The 17,548-nt window shown below is 59.2% G+C and carries 18 protein-coding genes; 13 read left to right on the top strand and 5 right to left on the bottom strand.

Translation table 11 applies throughout. From position 1 onward, the window contains the following. Positions 1-68: 68 nt before the first annotated feature. On the bottom strand, positions 69-872 hold the full coding sequence (locus tag AS026_RS17935) for a DUF2189 domain-containing protein (protein WP_018854884.1): 804 nt from the start codon (positions 870-872) through the stop codon (positions 69-71). Positions 873-1,030: 158 nt separating this feature from the next. On the opposite strand from AS026_RS17935, the gene AS026_RS17930 reads away from it, so the two are divergent. The 7 genes from AS026_RS17930 to AS026_RS17900 all read left to right on the top strand — a co-directional run bounded on the left by AS026_RS17930 (position 1,031) and on the right by AS026_RS17900 (position 6,939). Continuing rightward, positions 1,031-1,585 carry an RBBP9/YdeN family alpha/beta hydrolase gene (locus tag AS026_RS17930; protein WP_018854883.1) on the top strand — a complete coding sequence of 185 codons (555 nt, stop codon included), beginning with the start codon at positions 1,031-1,033 and terminating at the stop codon, positions 1,583-1,585. Positions 1,586-2,059: 474 nt separating this feature from the next. Continuing rightward, entirely contained in the window at positions 2,060-4,273 is a 2,214-nt protein-coding gene (locus AS026_RS17925; RefSeq protein WP_245307541.1) for a putative bifunctional diguanylate cyclase/phosphodiesterase, read from the top strand. A 231-nt stretch (positions 4,274-4,504) separates the two neighbouring features. Beyond that, on the top strand, positions 4,505-5,269 hold the full coding sequence (gene purC / locus AS026_RS17920; RefSeq protein WP_007532892.1) for a phosphoribosylaminoimidazolesuccinocarboxamide synthase: 765 nt from the start codon (positions 4,505-4,507) through the stop codon (positions 5,267-5,269). Positions 5,270-5,302: 33 nt separating this feature from the next. Next, positions 5,303-5,545, top strand: a complete 243-nt coding sequence (gene purS, locus AS026_RS17915; protein ID WP_025661191.1) for a phosphoribosylformylglycinamidine synthase subunit PurS — start codon at positions 5,303-5,305, stop codon at positions 5,543-5,545. A gap of 22 nt (positions 5,546-5,567) precedes the next feature. Beyond that, a complete protein-coding gene (locus AS026_RS17910) occupies positions 5,568-5,813 on the top strand; it encodes a hypothetical protein (RefSeq protein ID WP_025661192.1) in 246 nt (81 codons plus the stop codon). Between the two features lie 8 nt (positions 5,814-5,821). Beyond that, complete coding sequence (gene purQ / locus AS026_RS17905) at positions 5,822-6,493, top strand: phosphoribosylformylglycinamidine synthase subunit PurQ (protein ID WP_018854879.1); 672 nt, start codon at positions 5,822-5,824, stop codon at positions 6,491-6,493. Positions 6,494-6,540: 47 nt separating this feature from the next. Further along, positions 6,541-6,939 carry a hypothetical protein gene (locus tag AS026_RS17900; RefSeq protein WP_025661193.1) on the top strand — a complete coding sequence of 133 codons (399 nt, stop codon included), beginning with the start codon at positions 6,541-6,543 and terminating at the stop codon, positions 6,937-6,939. Here AS026_RS17900 and AS026_RS17895 read toward each other — a convergent pair whose 3' ends face one another. Next, positions 6,940-7,200 carry a DUF1127 domain-containing protein gene (locus AS026_RS17895; protein ID WP_062370822.1) on the bottom strand — a complete coding sequence of 87 codons (261 nt, stop codon included), beginning with the start codon at positions 7,198-7,200 and terminating at the stop codon, positions 6,940-6,942. A gap of 78 nt (positions 7,201-7,278) precedes the next feature. Here AS026_RS17895 and AS026_RS17890 point away from each other — a divergent pair, with 78 nt between their 5' ends. From AS026_RS17890 to AS026_RS17880, 3 genes are all read left to right on the top strand, one after another. Continuing rightward, entirely contained in the window at positions 7,279-8,697 is a 1,419-nt protein-coding gene (locus AS026_RS17890; protein ID WP_062370820.1) for an aminotransferase-like domain-containing protein, read from the top strand. 254 nt (positions 8,698-8,951) lie between these two features. Next, positions 8,952-11,186 (top strand): phosphoribosylformylglycinamidine synthase subunit PurL, encoded by a 2,235-nt coding sequence (gene purL / locus AS026_RS17885; RefSeq protein ID WP_062370818.1) that lies wholly within the window; start codon positions 8,952-8,954, stop codon positions 11,184-11,186. A gap of 19 nt (positions 11,187-11,205) precedes the next feature. Next, positions 11,206-11,439: a BolA/IbaG family iron-sulfur metabolism protein gene (locus AS026_RS17880; protein ID WP_025661197.1), complete on the top strand. Its 234-nt coding sequence runs from the start codon at positions 11,206-11,208 to the stop codon at positions 11,437-11,439. Between the two features lie 20 nt (positions 11,440-11,459). On the opposite strand, the gene AS026_RS17875 is transcribed toward AS026_RS17880, so the two are convergent. Beyond that, positions 11,460-12,611, bottom strand: coding sequence for a hypothetical protein (locus AS026_RS17875; protein WP_062370815.1), 1,152 nt, complete (start codon positions 12,609-12,611; stop codon positions 11,460-11,462). 281 nt (positions 12,612-12,892) lie between these two features. On the opposite strand from AS026_RS17875, the gene grxD reads away from it, so the two are divergent. From grxD to AS026_RS17860, 3 genes are all read left to right on the top strand, one after another. Then, complete coding sequence (gene grxD, locus AS026_RS17870) at positions 12,893-13,228, top strand: Grx4 family monothiol glutaredoxin (protein ID WP_007532908.1); 336 nt, start codon at positions 12,893-12,895, stop codon at positions 13,226-13,228. Between the two features lie 143 nt (positions 13,229-13,371). Further along, positions 13,372-14,577, top strand: coding sequence for a multidrug effflux MFS transporter (locus AS026_RS17865; protein WP_018854872.1), 1,206 nt, complete (start codon positions 13,372-13,374; stop codon positions 14,575-14,577). Between the two features lie 35 nt (positions 14,578-14,612). Next, positions 14,613-15,893, top strand: coding sequence for a multidrug effflux MFS transporter (locus AS026_RS17860; RefSeq protein ID WP_025661199.1), 1,281 nt, complete (start codon positions 14,613-14,615; stop codon positions 15,891-15,893). A gap of 72 nt (positions 15,894-15,965) precedes the next feature. Here the strand turns inward: AS026_RS17860 and AS026_RS17855 are convergent, their stop codons facing one another. Further along, positions 15,966-16,562 (bottom strand): LysE family translocator, encoded by a 597-nt coding sequence (locus AS026_RS17855; protein WP_062370813.1) that lies wholly within the window; start codon positions 16,560-16,562, stop codon positions 15,966-15,968. 155 nt (positions 16,563-16,717) lie between these two features. Beyond that, the gene (locus AS026_RS17850) at positions 16,718-17,542 is read right to left on the bottom strand and encodes an inositol monophosphatase family protein (protein ID WP_025661702.1); all 825 of its coding nucleotides are present in this window, start codon (positions 17,540-17,542) and stop codon (positions 16,718-16,720) included. Between the last annotated feature and the right edge of the window lie 6 nt (positions 17,543-17,548).

Raw genomic sequence — 17,548 nt, 5'->3', positions numbered from 1 at the left:
TAACCTCCCTCGGTATTCGCCTCAGCGAAACTCCCAGGGAGGTGTTGCAGTTCCCGGCGCCCTGACTGTCAGACCACTGGCGGTGCCACAAGCTTCCTATACAGGTGCCAACTGGCATGCCCCAGGATCGGCATCACCAACGCCAACCCGACAAAGAGCGGGATGGTGCCGACGATGAGAGAAACGGCAATGATCAGCCCCCAGCAGAAGACGGGGATCGGGTTGGCGACGGTCGCTCTGACCGATGTCTCCATCGCGCAGACGAGACCGACATCCCGATCCAGCAACAACGGGAAGGTGACGACGGTCGTGGCCAACACGATAATAGCAAAGCCCAGACCAAGCACGTGTCCCCAAATGATCAACTGCAACCCTGCAGCCGTGCCGAAGATCTCTGAGAGGAAGAGCGAGATCGATCGCGGGAAAACGTCGCCGAACACGTTGGCATAGAGCGTCTGCGCAGCGACAAGCCAGACGACGAAGAAGCCAAACAGCAACAATCCGCCAGCAATGATCGATGGAAACGCTGGCGATCCTGTTACCTCGAGCGCGTGCCTCCACGAGGTATCCATGCCAGCTTCGCGCCTGCGACTGATCTCATAGAGCCCGATCGCGGCGATAGGGCCGATCAGTGCAAAGCCCGATACCAGCGGAAAAATCATCGGCAGGAGGTTAGCACTTGACGTCGCGACAGCGAGAAAAATGCCGGCAATCGGATACATCAGGCACAAAAATACATAGTGGGATGGTTTTTCACGAAAATCGTCGAGGCCGCGCCGTAGCGCATCAAAGACATCCGAAACGCTGATCTTGTTGACGACCGGGCGTGTGTAGACATCGCTTGCACCCGACATAACATGGAATGCCGTCATGGCTTTCTCCTCCTCAGCCAAGATAGCCGGCAGCGAAAGGATCGGCGACAACGCCGATACGAGACGCAACCGGCACTGCCAAAAACATAACAAATTTCAGAGGCCTTGTCCCACCCTCCCTTGACATCGCCGTCAAGCTTTCTCACATCCGCGCCATCATGAAAGCTTCAGACGCCGAAATCCTCATCATTCCCGGTTATACGAATTCCGGCCCCGATCATTGGCAAAGCCGCTGGGAGGCCAAGCTCAGCACGGCTCGTCGTGTCGAACAGGCAGAATGGTCGAAGCCGGTCCGCGACGATTGGGTTCAGCGGATCGCCGAGGAGGTGAACGCTGCCACGCGACCGGTGGTGCTGGTTGCGCATTCGCTTGGCATTCCATCGGCGATCCATGCAATTCCCCATTTTCGCAACAAGATAGCCGGGGCATTCTTCGTTGCACCGCCCGATGTCGCCAATCCGGCAATACGGCCGAAGCACCTGATGACATTCGGCCCGTACCCGCGGGATCCACTTCCCTTCCCGACAATCACGATCGCCAGCCGCAACGATCCCTTCGGCAGCTACGAGCACGCCGATGACATCGCTGCAAGCTGGGGATCCCTCCTCATTGACGCTGGTGAGGCCGGCCATATCAACACCGAGTCCGGCCACGGGCCTTGGCCGGAAGGAACAATGGTGTTTGCCCAATTCCTTGGCCGTTTGAAGCCGTAATACCGGACGCTTTGGCAGAACCGCAATTCACAGTCGGGCATTGCATCGCCGCGCCCAGCACGGGAACGCTCGGGCGGTTTTAGCTGAGCAATCGGCTAGTCACCCTCTCCGCGAATGAAGAGAACGCCCGCCAGGCCCACAAGAACGATGCATTGCAGTATGAACATCGGCCATTCTGGAGACATCGCATTCCCTCCGCCAATTGGGGCGATATAGGGCACCACTGCACAAGTGAATGGGCATTGTCGAACCTTGTCTGCGCCCCTCAGGCTACGCAGGGCGGAACGCACAACCAAGTAATTGTTTTTACGTGGATATTATTTTTATGGCATTAAGGGCTGTTTAATTCAATGCATCCAAAATATACACGCGCCAGGAGAGCGAGTACGCAGATTGAAACGATCGACACCCGGCAACCGGGGCAAACCGAAGACCAAGCTTCATGCGACCGGGCTCGACGACCACGCGCCCCCAATAAATAGCGCCGAACTCTCGGAGCGCGAGAGTCGCTGGAACTACGCTCTTGTCGGGTCCGGCCTCGGCGTCTGGGACCACGATCTTCGTCTTGGCAAGCGTTACTATTCCGATACCTGGAAGACCATGCGTGGCATGGCGCCCGATGAGGATGCCGACGGGGATTATGACACTTGGATTGAACTCATCCACCCCGATGATCGGGAATTCGTCGTAAGGGCGATCGATCGTCAGAATGCAGGCGATCCGGACTATCAGATTTTCGTGTATCGCGAGCGCCACAGGGACGGCCACTGGATCTGGATCGAATGCCGTGGTGCTTGTGTCGAATGGGACGAAAATGGCGCCCCTGCCCGCCTCGTCGGCACCGATACCGACATCACCGAGCGCAAGGAGGCGGAGGAGCGGCTGGCGCACGTGTCGCGACGCCTCGATCTCGCGCTTGATATCTCCAATATCGGCGTCTTCGAGGCCGACATCGAGAATGGCACTGTCGATTGGGACGACCGTCTTCTGGCGATCTACGGCATTACTGGGACGTCGCCAGCCACCACGGGCGATGCCTGGGAGGCTTCGCTGCATCCCAATGACAGGGAACGTGTGCTAGCGACCATCAACGAGAGCATCGCTGACAACACCGATTTTGAGCACGAATTCCGCATCATCCGGCAGGACGGCATCGAGCGCGTCATCCGCGCAAAGGCGGCATTTTTTCTCGACAGCGACGGACGCCGCAAGCTGATCGGTGCGAATTGGGATGTCACTGCCGAAGTCCGGCTCAATAACGAGTTGCAGCGCGCCAAGGATCTCGCCGAAGCCCGCAATAGGGAGCTCGAAAGCGCCAAGGAAAACATCGAGCACCTGGCGCTGCATGATTACCTCACCAACTTACCCAATCGCCGATACCTGGATCGCATGCTGGACGAGCGTTCCGCCGAATGTCGCCGGACCGGCCTGACGCTCGCGATCCTCCATATCGATCTCGATCGCTTCAAGCAGATCAACGATACGCTCGGCCACCGTGCCGGCGACGCGATGCTGAAGCACGTTGCGCAGGTCCTGAAAAGGAACGTCCGTTCCACTGATTTCGTCGCTCGTATTGGTGGCGACGAGTTCGTGGTCCTGTGTACCCTCGACGTCACACCAAGGAAGATCTCTAATCTGGCCGAACGCATCATCCGCGAGCTCTGCAAGCCTATTCGCTACGAGGGCCATGATTGCCGTTTCGGCGCAAGTATAGGAATCGCCACGGGGGACGGTCCGGCGCTGGATGCCAAGCAACTTCTGCTAAATGCCGATATCGCGCTCTACCGTGCAAAGAGCGGCGGACGCAATCGCCACGAATTCTTCTCGACCGATGAGCGCCGCCGCATCATCGCCAGCAAGCGACTGGCCGACGAAATCCTGCTGGGCCTGGAACGCGGCGAGTTTATTCCGTTCTACCAGTTGCAGTTCCAGGCGCGAACGCTCGAGGTTGCCGGCGTCGAGACGCTGGCGCGTTGGCAGCACCGCGAACACGGTTTGCTGGCCCCCGATCGCTTCCTCGCGATTGCCGAAGATCTGGATGTTGTCTCGACGATCGACGGTCTTATCCTCGAGCAGGCACTGGCGGATCGCCAGCGATGGGAGGATGAAGGGCTTCGCATCCCGAAGATCGCAGTCAACGTCTCGTCTCGTCGCCTCGCCGATCCGAACCTTGCGAAGAAGCTTCGCGGACTGAAGATCGAGCCTCGCACGATCTCCTTCGAACTGCTTGAATCGATCTCGCTGGACGATTGCGATGATGCCGTGACCGCCAATCTCCGGCAGCTACGCCGCCTCGGCATCGATATCGAGATCGATGACTTCGGCACGGGCCACGCGTCGATTGTTAGCCTTTTGAAGCTGAGCCCGAAGACCTTGAAAATCGACCGCGAGCTGATCCGCATGCTGCCCCACTCGGCAGAGCAGCGGAAGCTCGTCCGTTCGATCATCGACATCGGTCGTTCGCTGAACATTCTCGTCACGGCTGAGGGGGTGGAGACGATGGACCACGTCCGAATCCTCTGCGACCTCGGTTGCGACATGCTCCAGGGCTACGCGCTGGCCCGCCCGATGCCCGCACTGCAGATAGCGCCCTTTGTACGCGCTGCGTCCTGGCGGGGCGTGGAAGGCCCTGCCCGCGGCCTGCAACAGGACCTGCGCAAGTCGATCAACAGCTCCCGCCAAAGATAAAGGCCTGCATGACTCCGCCGAGACGGACGGCTCACATTCCGTTGATCGCAAAAAACCTGTAAACTGCTTCGCAGAAAGTCTTCGATTCTCTTAGCGGCACTCCGGCAATCCCGGATTCCGGGGAAGGAGTGACAGGCGGATTGTGAAACCCTCGCTTTTCCTTTAAGGGGACGCCACGAGATCGATCCACTCGCGCTATCCCAAGAGCGCCAACGATAGAGAACAATTGCAATGAACCGTCGCCGCCGTATTTACGAGGGCAAGGCCAAGATTCTGTATGAGGGCCCGGAACCGGGCACGCTGATCCAGTTCTTCAAAGACGATGCCACCGCCTTCAACAAGAAAAAGCACGAAGTCATCGATGGCAAGGGCGTTCTGAACAACCGCATTTCGGAATACATTTTCAGCCATCTGAACAAGATCGGAATTCCGACGCATTTTATTCGTCGCCTCAACATGCGCGAGCAGTTGATCCGCGAAGTCGAAATGATCCCGCTTGAGATCGTTGTACGCAACGTTGCCGCCGGCTCGCTGTCCAAGCGCCTTGGCATCGAGGAAGGCGTGGTGCTGCCACGCTCGATCATCGAGTTCTATTATAAGTCCGACGCGCTCGACGATCCGATGGTTTCCGAGGAGCACATCACGGCATTTGGCTGGGCGAACCCCGCCGAACTCGATGATATCATGGCGCTTGCCATTCGCGTCAACGACTTCATGACCGGTCTTTTCCTCGGCGTCGGCATCCAGCTTGTCGACTTCAAGATCGAATGCGGTCGCCTGTACGAAGGCGACATGATGCGCATCATCCTGGCCGATGAGATTTCGCCGGACTCCTGCCGTCTCTGGGATATCGATACCCGTGAAAAGATGGACAAGGACCGCTTCCGCCGTGACATGGGTGGACTTCTCGAAGCCTACTCAGAAGTTGCGCGCCGCCTCGGCATCATCAACGAGAACGAGCCTGTGCGCGGCACCGGCCCAGTGCTCGTAAAGTAAGACTATCAGGCAAAGCAAGACAGGGAAGATAAAGTGATCAAGGCTCGTGTAACCGTCACGCTGAAGAACGGCGTTCTCGATCCGCAGGGCAAGGCGATCGAGGGCGCTCTCGGTGCTCTCGGCTTCGATGGAGTCGGCCATGTCCGGCAGGGCAAGGTTTTCGACGTCGAACTCGAAGGCGCTGACAAGGCGAAAGCGGAGAGCGATCTCAAGGCAATGTGTGAGAAACTCCTCGCAAATACGGTGATCGAGAACTATAATATTTTCGTCGACTAATCTTGGTCGTGGAGCGCACTCGATGGCTGAATTGACGCAAGAGCTCATGCTTGAGTTGTTGACGAAGATGAACGAGCACATCGATACGCTGGATGCGTCGCTTGACGAGATCCGAAGCGAAATGCATTGCATGCGCGACACGATGACCACGATGGAGCAGGAAATACACAGTATTTACGGTGTCCTCGGTCGGCACGAAGGCCGGCTGGAGCGTATTGAAAAGCGTCTCGTACTCAGAGAACTTGCAGAAGCACAAACAAGGTTTTAGCCGCACTCATGAAATCAGCCGTCGTTCAACTTCCGGGTCTCAATCGCGATCGAGACATGATCGCAGCACTGACGAAAATCTCCGGTCACGCGCCGGTGACCATCTGGCAAACGGAGACGGATATTCCGGACGTCGACCTGATCGTCATCCCCGGCGGCTTTTCCTATGGCGACTACCTCCGGTGCGGCGCTATCGCAGCGCGCATGCCGGTCATGCAGGCAATCATCGAAAAGGCAAACAAGGGCGTCAAGGTTCTCGGCGTTTGTAACGGGTTCCAGATCCTGCTCGAGGCAGGTCTGCTTCCTGGCGCGCTGATGCGCAATGCCTCGCTCAAATTCGTCTGCCGCGAGATCAAGCTCGAAGTCGTCAACGCCGACACCGATTTCACCCGCGCCTATTCCAAGGGTCAGATCATTCGCAGCCCAGTCGCCCATCACGACGGCAACTACTTCGCCGACGCCGAGACCCTGGCAAAGATCGAAGGCAGCGGCCAGGTCGTATTCCGCTATGCGGAAGGCACCAACCCGAACGGCTCGATCAACGATATTGCCGCGGTCATGAACGATAAGGGCAACGTCCTCGGCATGATGCCGCATCCCGAAAACCTCATCGAAGCAGCGCATGGCGGTTCCGACGGCCGCGGTCTGTTCGCATCCGCCCTCGAGGTAATCGCAGCTTAACCTTCGGCACGTAAGAGGCCATTCATCCGGTCCATTGGAGCAAGTTGATGCGTCCTCGCCTTTCGACGACACGTGTTCTCGCGATTGCCGCAACGGCGGCGCTGGTCGCGTCCTGCCAATCGAACACGCCCGCGAAGGGTCCTGACCGCAGCGCGCTGTCCACCATGGAGCGCGTTGCTCTCGGTGCGAACGCCTGCTGGTTCAAGTCGGGCGACGCGGCCTTTGCCGCATACAGGTTGGCGCCGGAGTTGAATTCCTTCTCCGGTCGTCCGCGCATTCTCGTCGTGCACAAGGGAAGCCCCGAAAGCCGCCCATTGCTCGTTGTTCAGGCAGAGGGCAATCCCTCCAAGCTCGATGCCTTCGGTCCGATGATGCAAGGCGCCACCGGACCGCGGATCGCCAAGGATGTCACCCGCTGGGCCTCCGGCGGCAAGGCTTGCGGCTGATCAGTCCCAAAAGAACGACTTGCTGGCCTCCTTATTCGCCTCGGCGCGCGTGACGCCAATGTCCAGCAGTTCGGCGTCCGTCAGATCACGCAACACCCTGCGGCTCTCTCGCTTCTGATGCCACGATGTTAGTCGTTGCAATGCGGACACCAGCAAAGTGCGCGGCACACGGCGAGAGTCTTGCTGAATGCGGCATTGTATCGATTGCACCTTAGCAGGAAGCGGTGCAATCCGGAGCTCGTTCTCTGGAACGGCGGACATTTCATTCTCCACGTGGATTGTGTCTGTAATTCAGATAATCTTGACGGACGAAGGGTGACAATATAGAGAATTGTCATCATGACAAATTGGCTCCCAGACGTTTCGCGCGGTTTCGGCCCGGTTTACCTCCGAATTGCGGACAGCATTGAATCAGCCATTGCCGCAGGTACATTGCCCGCTGGCAGCAAGTTGCCGCCGCAGCGAAACCTTGCCTACGACATAGGCGTGACAATCGGGACAATCGGCCGGGCCTATGCGCTGGTGCACGAACGCGGCCTCGTCGCGGGAGAAGTCGGCCGCGGCACATATGTCCTGGATCGCGCCGAGACGGCACCCGGCAATCAGCCGGACCCACTGACCATCGCGCTCGGCGGCACGCGTCCGATCGATGCGCCGGCCGGCAAGATACGCTTTGACACCACCGCGGCTCCGGACCTCGGCCAGGGCAAGATCATCGGCAGCGTGCTCGCCGGAATCGGCGAGGAGCAGCTTTCCGAGATTTCGTCCTATTCCCGTGTTTTCCCGCAAAATTGGTACGAGGCAGGGCGGCGCTGGCTCGCCAGGAACGATTGGACGCCCGACACCGAAAACATCGTCCCTACCCTCGGCGCGCACGCGGCGGCGGTCTCGGTGATTTCGGCCGTGTCGTCGCCCGGTGACAAGATCGTATTTGAAGATTTGAGCTATACGCAGGTCAGCCGCAGCGCCCGCATTCTTGGTCGCCGTACGATCACCGTCGACTCCGACGAGAACGGCGTAATCCCCGATGACTTCGAGCGCTTGTGTCTTCAGCAGCATCCCAAGCTCGCGTTCCTCATGCCGACCGCGCACAATCCCACCCTGGCTACGATGCCTTACGAGCGGCGGGTACGGATCGCGGAGATTGCACGCAGGCATGGCGTCTGGCTGATAGAGGACGATCTCTACGGTGGCATGACTGGCGACGAAAATCCCCTGCAGGCGTCGCTCGCGCCCGATCGCACCTTCCTGATCAGTGGCCTTTCAAAGTCCGTGGCTGCCGGAGTGCGCGGCGGCTGGGTCGCCTGCCCGCCGCATTTTGCGCAGCGGATCAAGGTAACGCACAAGATGATTACGGGCGGGCTGCCTTTCATTCTGGCCGAGGCTTGCGCGCGTCTCGTTCAGAGCGGCCAAGCACACGAAATCCGCAAGGCAAGCACGGCCGAACTGGCCATCCGCGAGCGCCTCGCACGGCAACAACTACAGGGATACGATTTTGTGTCCCATCCGCATGTTCCCTTCCTCTGGCTGAAGCTGCCCGATCCCTGGCTCTCGGGAACCTTCAAGAACGCCGCCTATAGAGATGGCGTGCTGATCGATGACGAGGACGAGTTCAAGGCCGCTCGCGCCGAGAAAGTTTATCACCGCGTGCGGATAGGCTTCTCGTCCCCCAGAAACCGTGACGATCTGGTTGCAGGATTGATGACTTTGAGACGCCTACTAGAAAGCGGCGGCGCCGGCTATGATGGTGAGATTTGAAGCGACGGCAGATCGGCCGCAGACCAGCGACAAAGCAACGTCGGTCGGCAAAAATGCTTTACCCCCAATGATCGATGGTGCGTAATTCGGATTACGCGCGCCGGCATCCAGGTCGGCTACAAGTTTTGAGCTGGCACGATAGTCGCCTTTTGGTGCCTGCTGTCTGTTAACAGCGGGCATTTTCCTATCGCGCGTTTCATTCACTTAGGCTAAAGACACCGCAATCGCGCAACGGCAGGGACTTCCGAGAGCTCATGACCATTTCCAATACCCGCCCGATCACCCCCGAACTGATTGCCGCCCACGGCCTGAAGCCAGACGAGTATCAGCGGATCTTGAGCCTGATCGGACGCGAACCGACTTTCACCGAGCTCGGCATCTTTTCGGCCATGTGGAACGAGCACTGCTCTTACAAATCCTCCAAGAAGTGGCTGCGTACGCTGCCGACCAAAGGCCCGCGCGTCATTCAGGGCCCCGGTGAAAATGCCGGTGTTGTCGATATCGATGACGGCGACTGCGTAGTCTTCAAGATGGAGAGCCACAACCACCCGTCCTACATCGAGCCATATCAGGGCGCGGCCACAGGCGTCGGGGGCATTCTGCGCGACGTCTTCACCATGGGTGCACGCCCGATCGCAGCAATGAATGCGCTGCGTTTCGGCGAGCCGGACCATCCGAAGACCCGTCACCTAGTCTCCGGTGTCGTCTCGGGCGTCGGCGGTTATGGAAACTCCTTCGGCGTTCCGACGGTAGGCGGCGAAGTCGAGTTCGACGCCCGTTATAACGGCAATATCCTGGTCAACGCCTTCGCGGCTGGCCTGGCCAAGTCGAATGCCATATTCCTCTCGGAAGCCAAGGGCGTCGGCTTGCCGGTCGTCTATCTCGGCGCAAAGACGGGCCGCGACGGCGTCGGCGGTGCGACCATGGCCTCGGCCGAATTCGATGAGTCCATCGAGGAAAAGCGTCCGACCGTCCAGGTCGGCGACCCCTTCACCGAAAAGTGCCTGCTGGAAGCCTGCCTCGAGCTGATGCAGACCGGCGCCGTCATCGCCATCCAAGACATGGGTGCTGCCGGCCTCACCTGCTCGGCCGTCGAAATGGGTGCAAAGGGCGATCTCGGCATTCTGCTCGATCTCGATACCGTGCCGGTGCGCGAAGAGCAGATGACCGCCTACGAAATGATGCTGTCCGAAAGCCAGGAGCGCATGCTCATGGTTCTGGAGCCGGAAAAGGAAGCCGTGGCGAAGGCGATCTTCATCAAGTGGGGCCTGGATTTTGCGATCGTCGGCAAGACCACCGACGACCTGCGCTTCCGCGTTATCCATCAGGGCGAAGAAGTCGCCAACCTGCCGATCAAGGATCTCGGCGACCAGGCGCCGGAATATGATCGTCCGTGGCGAGAATCGGACAAGCGTGCGCCGCTGCCCGCGAACCTCGTTGCCGCACCGGCAGACTACGGCCAGGCGCTGTTGCAGCTCGTTGGCTCTCCCAATCAATCGAGCCGCCGTTGGGTTTACGAACAGTACGATACCCTGATCCAGGGCAACTCACTCCAGCTTCCGGGAGGTGATGCAGGCGTCGTTCGCGTCGAGAACCATCCGACCAAGGCTCTTGCATTCTCGTCCGATGTGACGCCGCGCTATGTCGAGGCCGATCCGTTCGAGGGCGGCAAGCAGGCAGTCGCAGAATGCTGGCGCAACATCACGGCGACCGGCGCAGAGCCGCTGGCGGCGACCGACAACCTGAACTTCGGCAACCCTGAAAAGCCGGAAATCATGGGCCAGTTCGTTCAGGCCGTGAAAGGCATCGGCGAAGCCTGCCGCGTCCTCGACTTCCCCATCGTGTCGGGGAACGTCTCACTCTACAATGAAACCAACGGCGTTGCGATCCTGCCGACACCGACGATCGCTGGCGTCGGCCTTCTGCCCGACTGGAAGAAGATGGCGCGCATCGGCAGCGCCTCGAATGGCGATAAGGTAATCATGATCGGTACGGACGGCAGCCATCTCGGTTCGTCGGCCTATCTGCGCGATGTCGTCGGCAGCACTGAAGGCCCCGCTCCCGAGGTCGATCTCCTCGCGGAGCGCCGTAACGGCAACTTCGTCCGCTCGGTCATCCGAAACGGCCAGGCAACGAGCTGCCACGATATCTCTTCCGGCGGCCTCGTTCTGGCTCTCGCCGAAATGGCGATGGCGTCAGGCAAGGGCCTTAACATCGATCTTCATGAAAGCAAAGGCGCACCGCACGCGCTCCTATTCGGCGAAGATCAGGCCCGCTACGTGCTGACGGTGCCAGCGGATGTTGCCAATTTCGTCTGCGCCAACGCCGAAGGTGCGGGTGTACCTTTCCGCCGCCTCGGCACTGTCGAAGGTGAAAGCCTCGTGATTGACGATCTGCTGTCGCTGCCGATTCAGCAATTGCGCGACGCCCATGAATCATGGTTCCCTGATTACATGGAAGGCCATGGCACACTGGCTGCCACGGAATAATGCGCAAGGAGTAACGATCATGCCTATGAAACCCGGTGATATCGAAGACATGATCAGGGCCGGCATCCCCGGCGCCAAGGTGACCATCCGCGATCTTGCCGGCGACGGCGATCATTATGCGGCTGAGGTGGTAGCGGAAGCTTTTCGCGGCAAGAGCCGCGTGCAGCAGCATCAGATGGTCTACGAAGCCCTGAAGGGCAACATGGGTGGCATACTGCATGCCCTGGCGCTGCAGACATCGGCACCTGAGTGATATCGAACGCAAATGCCCGGTTAGAAGCCGGGCATTGCGTTATAGGCGTCTGCAGCAAAGACCATGTCCGAGCGTGGGCCGGCGGTTAGCAGCGTGAAGTCGAAGGGCGCCCGCAGGTCTGGCCCCAGGACATACTGCCGATGCACGCGCAGGAAATCCTTCTTGATCTTCTTATAGTGCTCGATAGTCAGCATATGCTTCACGCGAATGAAGATCATCTTCGCAGGCCGTGCATCTCCATGTCCACAAACCGCCACGACCGGCACCTTGTAGAAATGAATGGCGTCGGTCAGACAGTGCACATCAAGCCAGTTGACGCTGTCGCATCGCGCGATCAGGCCGACCCGTGACCGCAACACGTGCGCGGGTCGCAACAATGCGCATTGCAGGATTGCCGAGCCGAGCGTTGCAAAGATCACCTTCTTGCCGGCAAAAACATCAGGATCCCGTTCGAGCAGGAGGCCAACGACGTGGGCGGCGACGCTGGATCCCATACTGTGAGATGAGATCACATACTCCTGCGCAGGTTCCGACAGGGCGGTCTGCGCGGCCGTGGCACAGCGATCTAGCCACTGGTTGAATGCCGCATCGCTCGTCCGGGCAAGAGCGACCGCCATCCGCCAGTCAGCGAAGAGATGCAGCGTGTAGAAGCGCTCCGCGAAAGGCAGAAACACGAAGACGAAGAAACACAATGCCAACGCCGTGCTCCACAGGAGATGAAAAGCGGGCAACTCCATTTCGAGTGGTATCACGGCGATGATGGCGCTAAGCGAAAAGCCGAGTATCATCATCAGGAACGGAAAGACGAAGAACAGCCCGAATCGCCAAGCGTGCCTGAAGTAGCCGGCCATCCCGCCATGGAGGATGACCTGCAGAGCACTACGAAAGCCCGCCAGAATTTGCGCAGGTATGCTGCGTGATCGAAGCTGCTCCACCAAAGCATTGTGGTCGAAGATATGGATGTGGCTGTTGGTTTCCCATCCGTCAATACCCGCCTTCACCCTGAACGCCGTCGACGCCGGTCCGTCGTCCGGCTCGCCTGTCAGCACGGAGAAATTCCAGGTCGCTGCACTTTGTTTTGCGGATCGTTCATAGCGCGCCCTGTGAGCACGCCCATCAAGTGGCTCGAACCCCGGAAAATGGAGAACGACCCGTTTCGAAATCAATGTCATTATTTTCTTTCTGGCCGCGCACGGCAGGAAATTGCTGCGCCGCAATCGGCGAGAATTGTGGCAAAATCCGGGTGAATTCCTTGCCATAACCGGCAATGCGCGCGCGAGACTAAGCCGCTCCTGAACCAGGCGTAACGCAAGCGCAACAATGCGCCGTCCGCAAACCGATAGGGCGCTCTTTTTTTGGCTCGGCCTGCTGGAATTCCGCGGATCACATGCTATCTAAGCTTAACGATTGAAACGGCGGGCCTTTAACTCGCCTGTGGAAAGGATTAGTCCCTATGAGCGGTATCAACGAATTCATCGACAACGAAATCAAGAGCAACGACGTCGTCCTCTTCATGAAGGGCACGCCGCAGTTTCCGCAGTGTGGATTCTCCGGCCAGGTCGTGCAGATTCTCGATTACATCGGCGTCGACTACAAGGGCATCAACGTGCTCGCTGACTCTGAGATCCGCCAGGGCATCAAGGATTACTCCAACTGGCCGACGATCCCGCAGCTCTACGTGAAGGGCGAGTTCATCGGCGGTTGCGACATCGTCCGGGAAATGTTCCAGGCCGGCGAGTTGCAGCAGCACCTGCAGGAACATGGCGTGACCGTTCGCGGCGCCGCCTGACCTGTTCGGTCACCGGGCGTCCGCCCGGTTTCCATATCTTGCATTTTGAGTCCGAGGCGCTGTGCTGAACAGCGCCTTGGCCCGTTTATGGGAATTTCATTGTGACAGATTCATCACAAACCGTGCACGCGGGCCAATTGCCCATGGGCAAAGGGGAATTCATTGCGCTCGCCGCCTTCTTGATGGCGGTCAATTCGCTCGCGATCGACATCATGTTGCCGGCACTGCAGCAGATCGGCGCAAGCCTTGGCGTCGAAAGCGAAAATCACCGTCAGTTCGTCGTTTCCGCCTATCTGCTGGGCTTCGGCTCGGCTCAGCTCTTCTACGGCCCTCTCTCCGACCGCTTCGGCCGCCGTCTGCCGCTGTTGATCGGCCTTGTCATCTATATCTGTTCTGCGCTGGGGATCGCACTGGTACCGTCCTTTGCGGGCCTTCTCGCACTTCGCTTCATTCAGGGCATTGGTTCCGCAGCGACGCGCGTCATCACCATCTCCATCGTCCGTGATATCTACGGCGGCCGGCAGATGGCAGAGGTCATGTCCCTGATCATGATGGTCTTCATGATCGTTCCCGTCATCGCGCCGGGCAGCGGCCAGATCATCATGTTCTTCGGCAGCTGGCATCTGATCTTCGTGTTCATCGCCGTCCTGGCCGCTTTGATCTCGGTTTGGGCCTATATCCGCCTTCCCGAAACCTTGCGTCCCGCGAATGTCCGCCCGTTCACCGCACGCTCGGTGATCGGTGGCTTCAAGCTGGTTCTCACGAACCGCATCGCCCTCTGCTACACGATTGCCACCACCTTCATCTTCGGTTCGCTTTTCGGCTTCATCAATTCCGCGCAGCAGATATACGTCGGCATCTACGAGCTGGGGGTCTACTTCCCCTTCGCCTTTGCCGGCGTCGCTGTCTTCATGTCGCTTTCGTCATTCCTCAACGCGCGGCTTGTTGGCAGGTTCGGGATGCGGCGGTTGTCGCATGGCGCGTTGGTCGGCTTTATCACCGTCAACACCATCTGGCTCGCAGCCCTCGTTCTTGGGCCGCAACCGATGCCCTTTGCGTTTTTCATCTGCTTCTTCGGTGTGGCCATGTTCCAGTTCGGCTGGATCGGCTCCAACTTCAACTCGCTTGCCATGGAGCCGCTCGGCCACGTCGCGGGAACGGCTTCGTCCGTCCTCGGCTTCATGAGCACGGTCGGCGGCGCGCTGATCGGCGCCGGCATCGGCCAGGCATTCAACGGCACAGCATTGCCAATGGTCGCAGGCTATTTCACCGTCTCGATCATCGGTCTGGTCTTCGTTTTGATCGCAGAGAAGGGACGTCTCTTCCAGCCGCACAATCCTGCGGTCTGATCGGCTCTCTCCGCCCCTATTTCAGGATTTCGATTATGACGCCACCACATAAACCCCATGTTGAGAATCAGGGCTCCCGCCGCATAGGCATGGGCTTCGTCGAATTTGTCATTACCATCGCCATCATGACCGCCAGTGTCGCGATGGCGATCGACAGCATGCTGCCATCCCTGCCCGCGATCGGCCATTCGCTCGGTGTCACGAACGCCAACGATACGCAGCTCGTGATCGGCGTCTTCTTCCTCGGATTCGGCGTGTCGCAGATCATTTTCGGTAGCCTGTCTGATACCTTCGGCCGCCGAAACATCCTGCTTGGCGGCCTCGCCGTTTATGTCCTCGCTATGTTCGCCGCTGCCGCAACCGGCAGCTTCGAAATGCTGCTGATCATGCGCTTTGTCCAAGGCCTCGGCGGCGCAGCCGTCCGCATCACGACCATGGCGATTGTTCGCGACTGCTTCGGCGGCCGTGAGATGGCGCGGGTCATGTCCTACGTGATGATCGTCTTCATGATCGTTCCGATCGTGGCGCCTTCCGTCGGTCAGTTGATCATCACCTACGCCAACTGGCACTGGATTTTTATCCTGCTCGGCCTTGTCGGAGGGGTCCTGTTCATCTGGGCACTCGCGCGTCTGAAAGAATCTCTGCCGAAAGGAGAGCGCATCCCGTTATCGGTCGGCTCCGTCGTCGACGGTTTCAAGACCGTCCTGACGAACAAGATCACCTGTGGCTACATGATCGGGCTGACGATGTTCACGGGCGTCATCAGCGCCTACGTTATTTCGGTCCAGCAGGTGTTCGGCGAGGTCTACGGCCTTGGCGATTGGTTACCGATCGCCTTTGCGGCAACGGCCGGCGGCATCGCTGTCGCGAACTTCGCCAACGGGTTTTTTGTGCGCAAATTCGGGATGCGCCGCATCTCGCACGTTGCGATGATCCTGTTCACGATCGTGTCTGCAATCGGTTTCGTCAAAGCTCTCGGTGGCCGGCCCGATTTCGCCTTTGCCTATACCCTGTTCACGATCCTGCTGATGATGTTTGCGGTTATTGCCACCAATTTTACGGCAATCAGCCTGGAACCCATGGGCAACCTCGCCGGCACCGCGACAGCCATCACCGGCTTCGTATCGACGACCTTCGGCGCGATCCTCGGCGGCACGGTCGGACAGCTATTCAACGGGACTGTGCAGCCGCTCTTCGGCGGCTTCGCGGTGTTCGGGGCGATCAGCATCGCGGCAACGCTGTGGGCCGAAGGCGGCAAGCTGTTCACACATCCGGGTGACAGCCCGCACATCGATCCAGGCGCCGGGCATTTCTAGTAGACGGCCTTGCAACGCATAACGTTCCTTGTCGCCCGCAACACACCGTTGCGGGCGAAACTCTTTCGGGAGCTAGCGCCATACAAGGGCGACCGAAAGAGCCAGAGCCAACGCCATCGCGATATTGAAGAACCGCGCCGAACGTGGGGTGCGTAGAAACTGTGCCACGAGAGCGCCGAGGACAAGCCATACGAACCCGGCGGGAAACGCGGCGGCTGCGAACAGCGCCCCCATCCACAAGGCGCCACGTGCATCAGCGTGCTGTGAAGACACAAGGAAGGTGCTGCCTGCGCTCAGCGCAACCAGCCAACCTTTCGGGTTTAGCCACTGGAATAGAAAAGCCTGCCGAAATCCAACCACGCCCCTCTGGCCATCCGCTTCAACAGTACCGGCATTGGCGATCTTCCAGGCAAGCCACAACAGAAACAGAGATCCTGCCAACTTCATCGCTATTACGATCGCCGGCGCCGCGGCGACAATTTCTCCGACACCGAAGGCGCTTAGAACAATCATTGCGCCCATGCCAAGCGATGCACCGAGCGGACAGCCGATGCCTCTCAAAGTGCCGACAGCAGCACCTGTGGACAGGACCAGAGTGTTACTGGGTCCCGGTGTAACCGCCGCGATAAACGCAAACAGCAAAAACGCCAGTGTCTGCCCTGTATCCATCATACTCTCCTCGTCATTTCGAAAGCGGGAGAAAATTTACGACTGGCGTGCCTGCTCGTATTGTACGTCTGTGCGCATGGCGTTTTCCTGGGAGCGCGAAATCTGGGCGCCCCAGGAAACGCTACCGCAACCCGCAGGAGGTCGCGGCTCCGATATCAGATCGTGAAAACTTCAATCCGCAGAATGTCCCAGCTGTCCTTGTCGGGCGCAATCAGCAAGCCACCACTGGTGTGATGCGGCAGGTAAGGCGAACCGTCAAAACGGGCCGCATGCGCGCCAGCCTCGATGCTGATCAGGGTGCCCGCGAGATGGTCCCAGGGCATGAGCTTATTATACATCAGATAGTGGACGTGACCGCCCGCAAAGGCGCGGTACTCATGGGCAGCACAGCGATAGTTGGCAAGGAACCGAACCTTGGCCAGATTGGCAAGGATCTCGCTGCGCTTCGGCTTCGGCAGGAAGCCCGTCGATGCCATGCCGACCATCTCCTCCAGCGCGACGGGCGCTGCAACGGCGAGCCGCTCCGCCTCCCCGCCAGGACGCCGAAGCCACGCGCCACCGCCCTTCTCCGCCATTACCCAGTCATCGCCCATCGGGTCGTAGATGATGCCGGCAACTGTTTCGCCCTTGGACACGACGGACGCCATCACGCCGAAGGCCGGAATGCCGGATGCAAAATTGAAGGTCCCATCAACGGGATCGACCACGATGGCAAGGTCCGCTCCCTCGAGCTTGCCGAGCAGATCAGGATCCGCCGCGACCGACTCCTCTCCGATGAACACGGCATCCGGCCAGAGTGCAGCGGCTTCAGCTTTAATCATCCGCTCCGCCTGCAGGTCCGCCTCCGTCACCAGATCGGTCGCTTCGCTCTTGGCGCGCACGTCATCGCTTCCAAGTCGACGGAAGCGCGGCAATATCTCTGCCTTCGCCGCCCGCCTCAGGAGATCGGCAAGCGTCGTTACATCTATCGTGGAACACATGGACTT

Origin of the sequence: Rhizobium altiplani (genome assembly GCF_001542405.1) — a bacterium.
GTDB lineage: Bacteria > Pseudomonadota > Alphaproteobacteria > Rhizobiales > Rhizobiaceae > Rhizobium > Rhizobium altiplani.
This window is presented reverse-complemented; position numbering and strand designations above follow the sequence as displayed.

Excerpts from the sequence above, each read along its gene's own strand:
- AS026_RS17935 (WP_018854884.1), bottom strand. The coding sequence starts at position 872 with ATGACGGCATTCCATGTTATGTCGGGTGCAAGCGATGTCTACACACGC.
- AS026_RS17930 (WP_018854883.1), top strand. The coding sequence starts at position 1,031 with ATGAAAGCTTCAGACGCCGAAATCCTCATCATTCCCGGTTATACGAAT.
- purC (WP_007532892.1), top strand. The coding sequence starts at position 4,505 with ATGAACCGTCGCCGCCGTATTTACGAGGGCAAGGCCAAGATTCTGTAT.
- AS026_RS17910 (WP_025661192.1), top strand. The coding sequence starts at position 5,568 with ATGGCTGAATTGACGCAAGAGCTCATGCTTGAGTTGTTGACGAAGATG.
- purQ (WP_018854879.1), top strand. The coding sequence starts at position 5,822 with ATGAAATCAGCCGTCGTTCAACTTCCGGGTCTCAATCGCGATCGAGAC.
- AS026_RS17900 (WP_025661193.1), top strand. The coding sequence starts at position 6,541 with ATGCGTCCTCGCCTTTCGACGACACGTGTTCTCGCGATTGCCGCAACG.
- AS026_RS17895 (WP_062370822.1), bottom strand. The coding sequence starts at position 7,200 with ATGTCCGCCGTTCCAGAGAACGAGCTCCGGATTGCACCGCTTCCTGCT.
- AS026_RS17890 (WP_062370820.1), top strand. The coding sequence starts at position 7,279 with ATGACAAATTGGCTCCCAGACGTTTCGCGCGGTTTCGGCCCGGTTTAC.
- purL (WP_062370818.1), top strand. The coding sequence starts at position 8,952 with ATGACCATTTCCAATACCCGCCCGATCACCCCCGAACTGATTGCCGCC.
- AS026_RS17880 (WP_025661197.1), top strand. The coding sequence starts at position 11,206 with ATGCCTATGAAACCCGGTGATATCGAAGACATGATCAGGGCCGGCATC.
- AS026_RS17875 (WP_062370815.1), bottom strand. The coding sequence starts at position 12,611 with ATGACATTGATTTCGAAACGGGTCGTTCTCCATTTTCCGGGGTTCGAG.
- grxD (WP_007532908.1), top strand. The coding sequence starts at position 12,893 with ATGAGCGGTATCAACGAATTCATCGACAACGAAATCAAGAGCAACGAC.
- AS026_RS17865 (WP_018854872.1), top strand. The coding sequence starts at position 13,372 with ATGGGCAAAGGGGAATTCATTGCGCTCGCCGCCTTCTTGATGGCGGTC.
- AS026_RS17860 (WP_025661199.1), top strand. The coding sequence starts at position 14,613 with ATGACGCCACCACATAAACCCCATGTTGAGAATCAGGGCTCCCGCCGC.
- AS026_RS17855 (WP_062370813.1), bottom strand. The coding sequence starts at position 16,562 with ATGGATACAGGGCAGACACTGGCGTTTTTGCTGTTTGCGTTTATCGCG.
- AS026_RS17850 (WP_025661702.1), bottom strand. The coding sequence starts at position 17,542 with ATGTGTTCCACGATAGATGTAACGACGCTTGCCGATCTCCTGAGGCGG.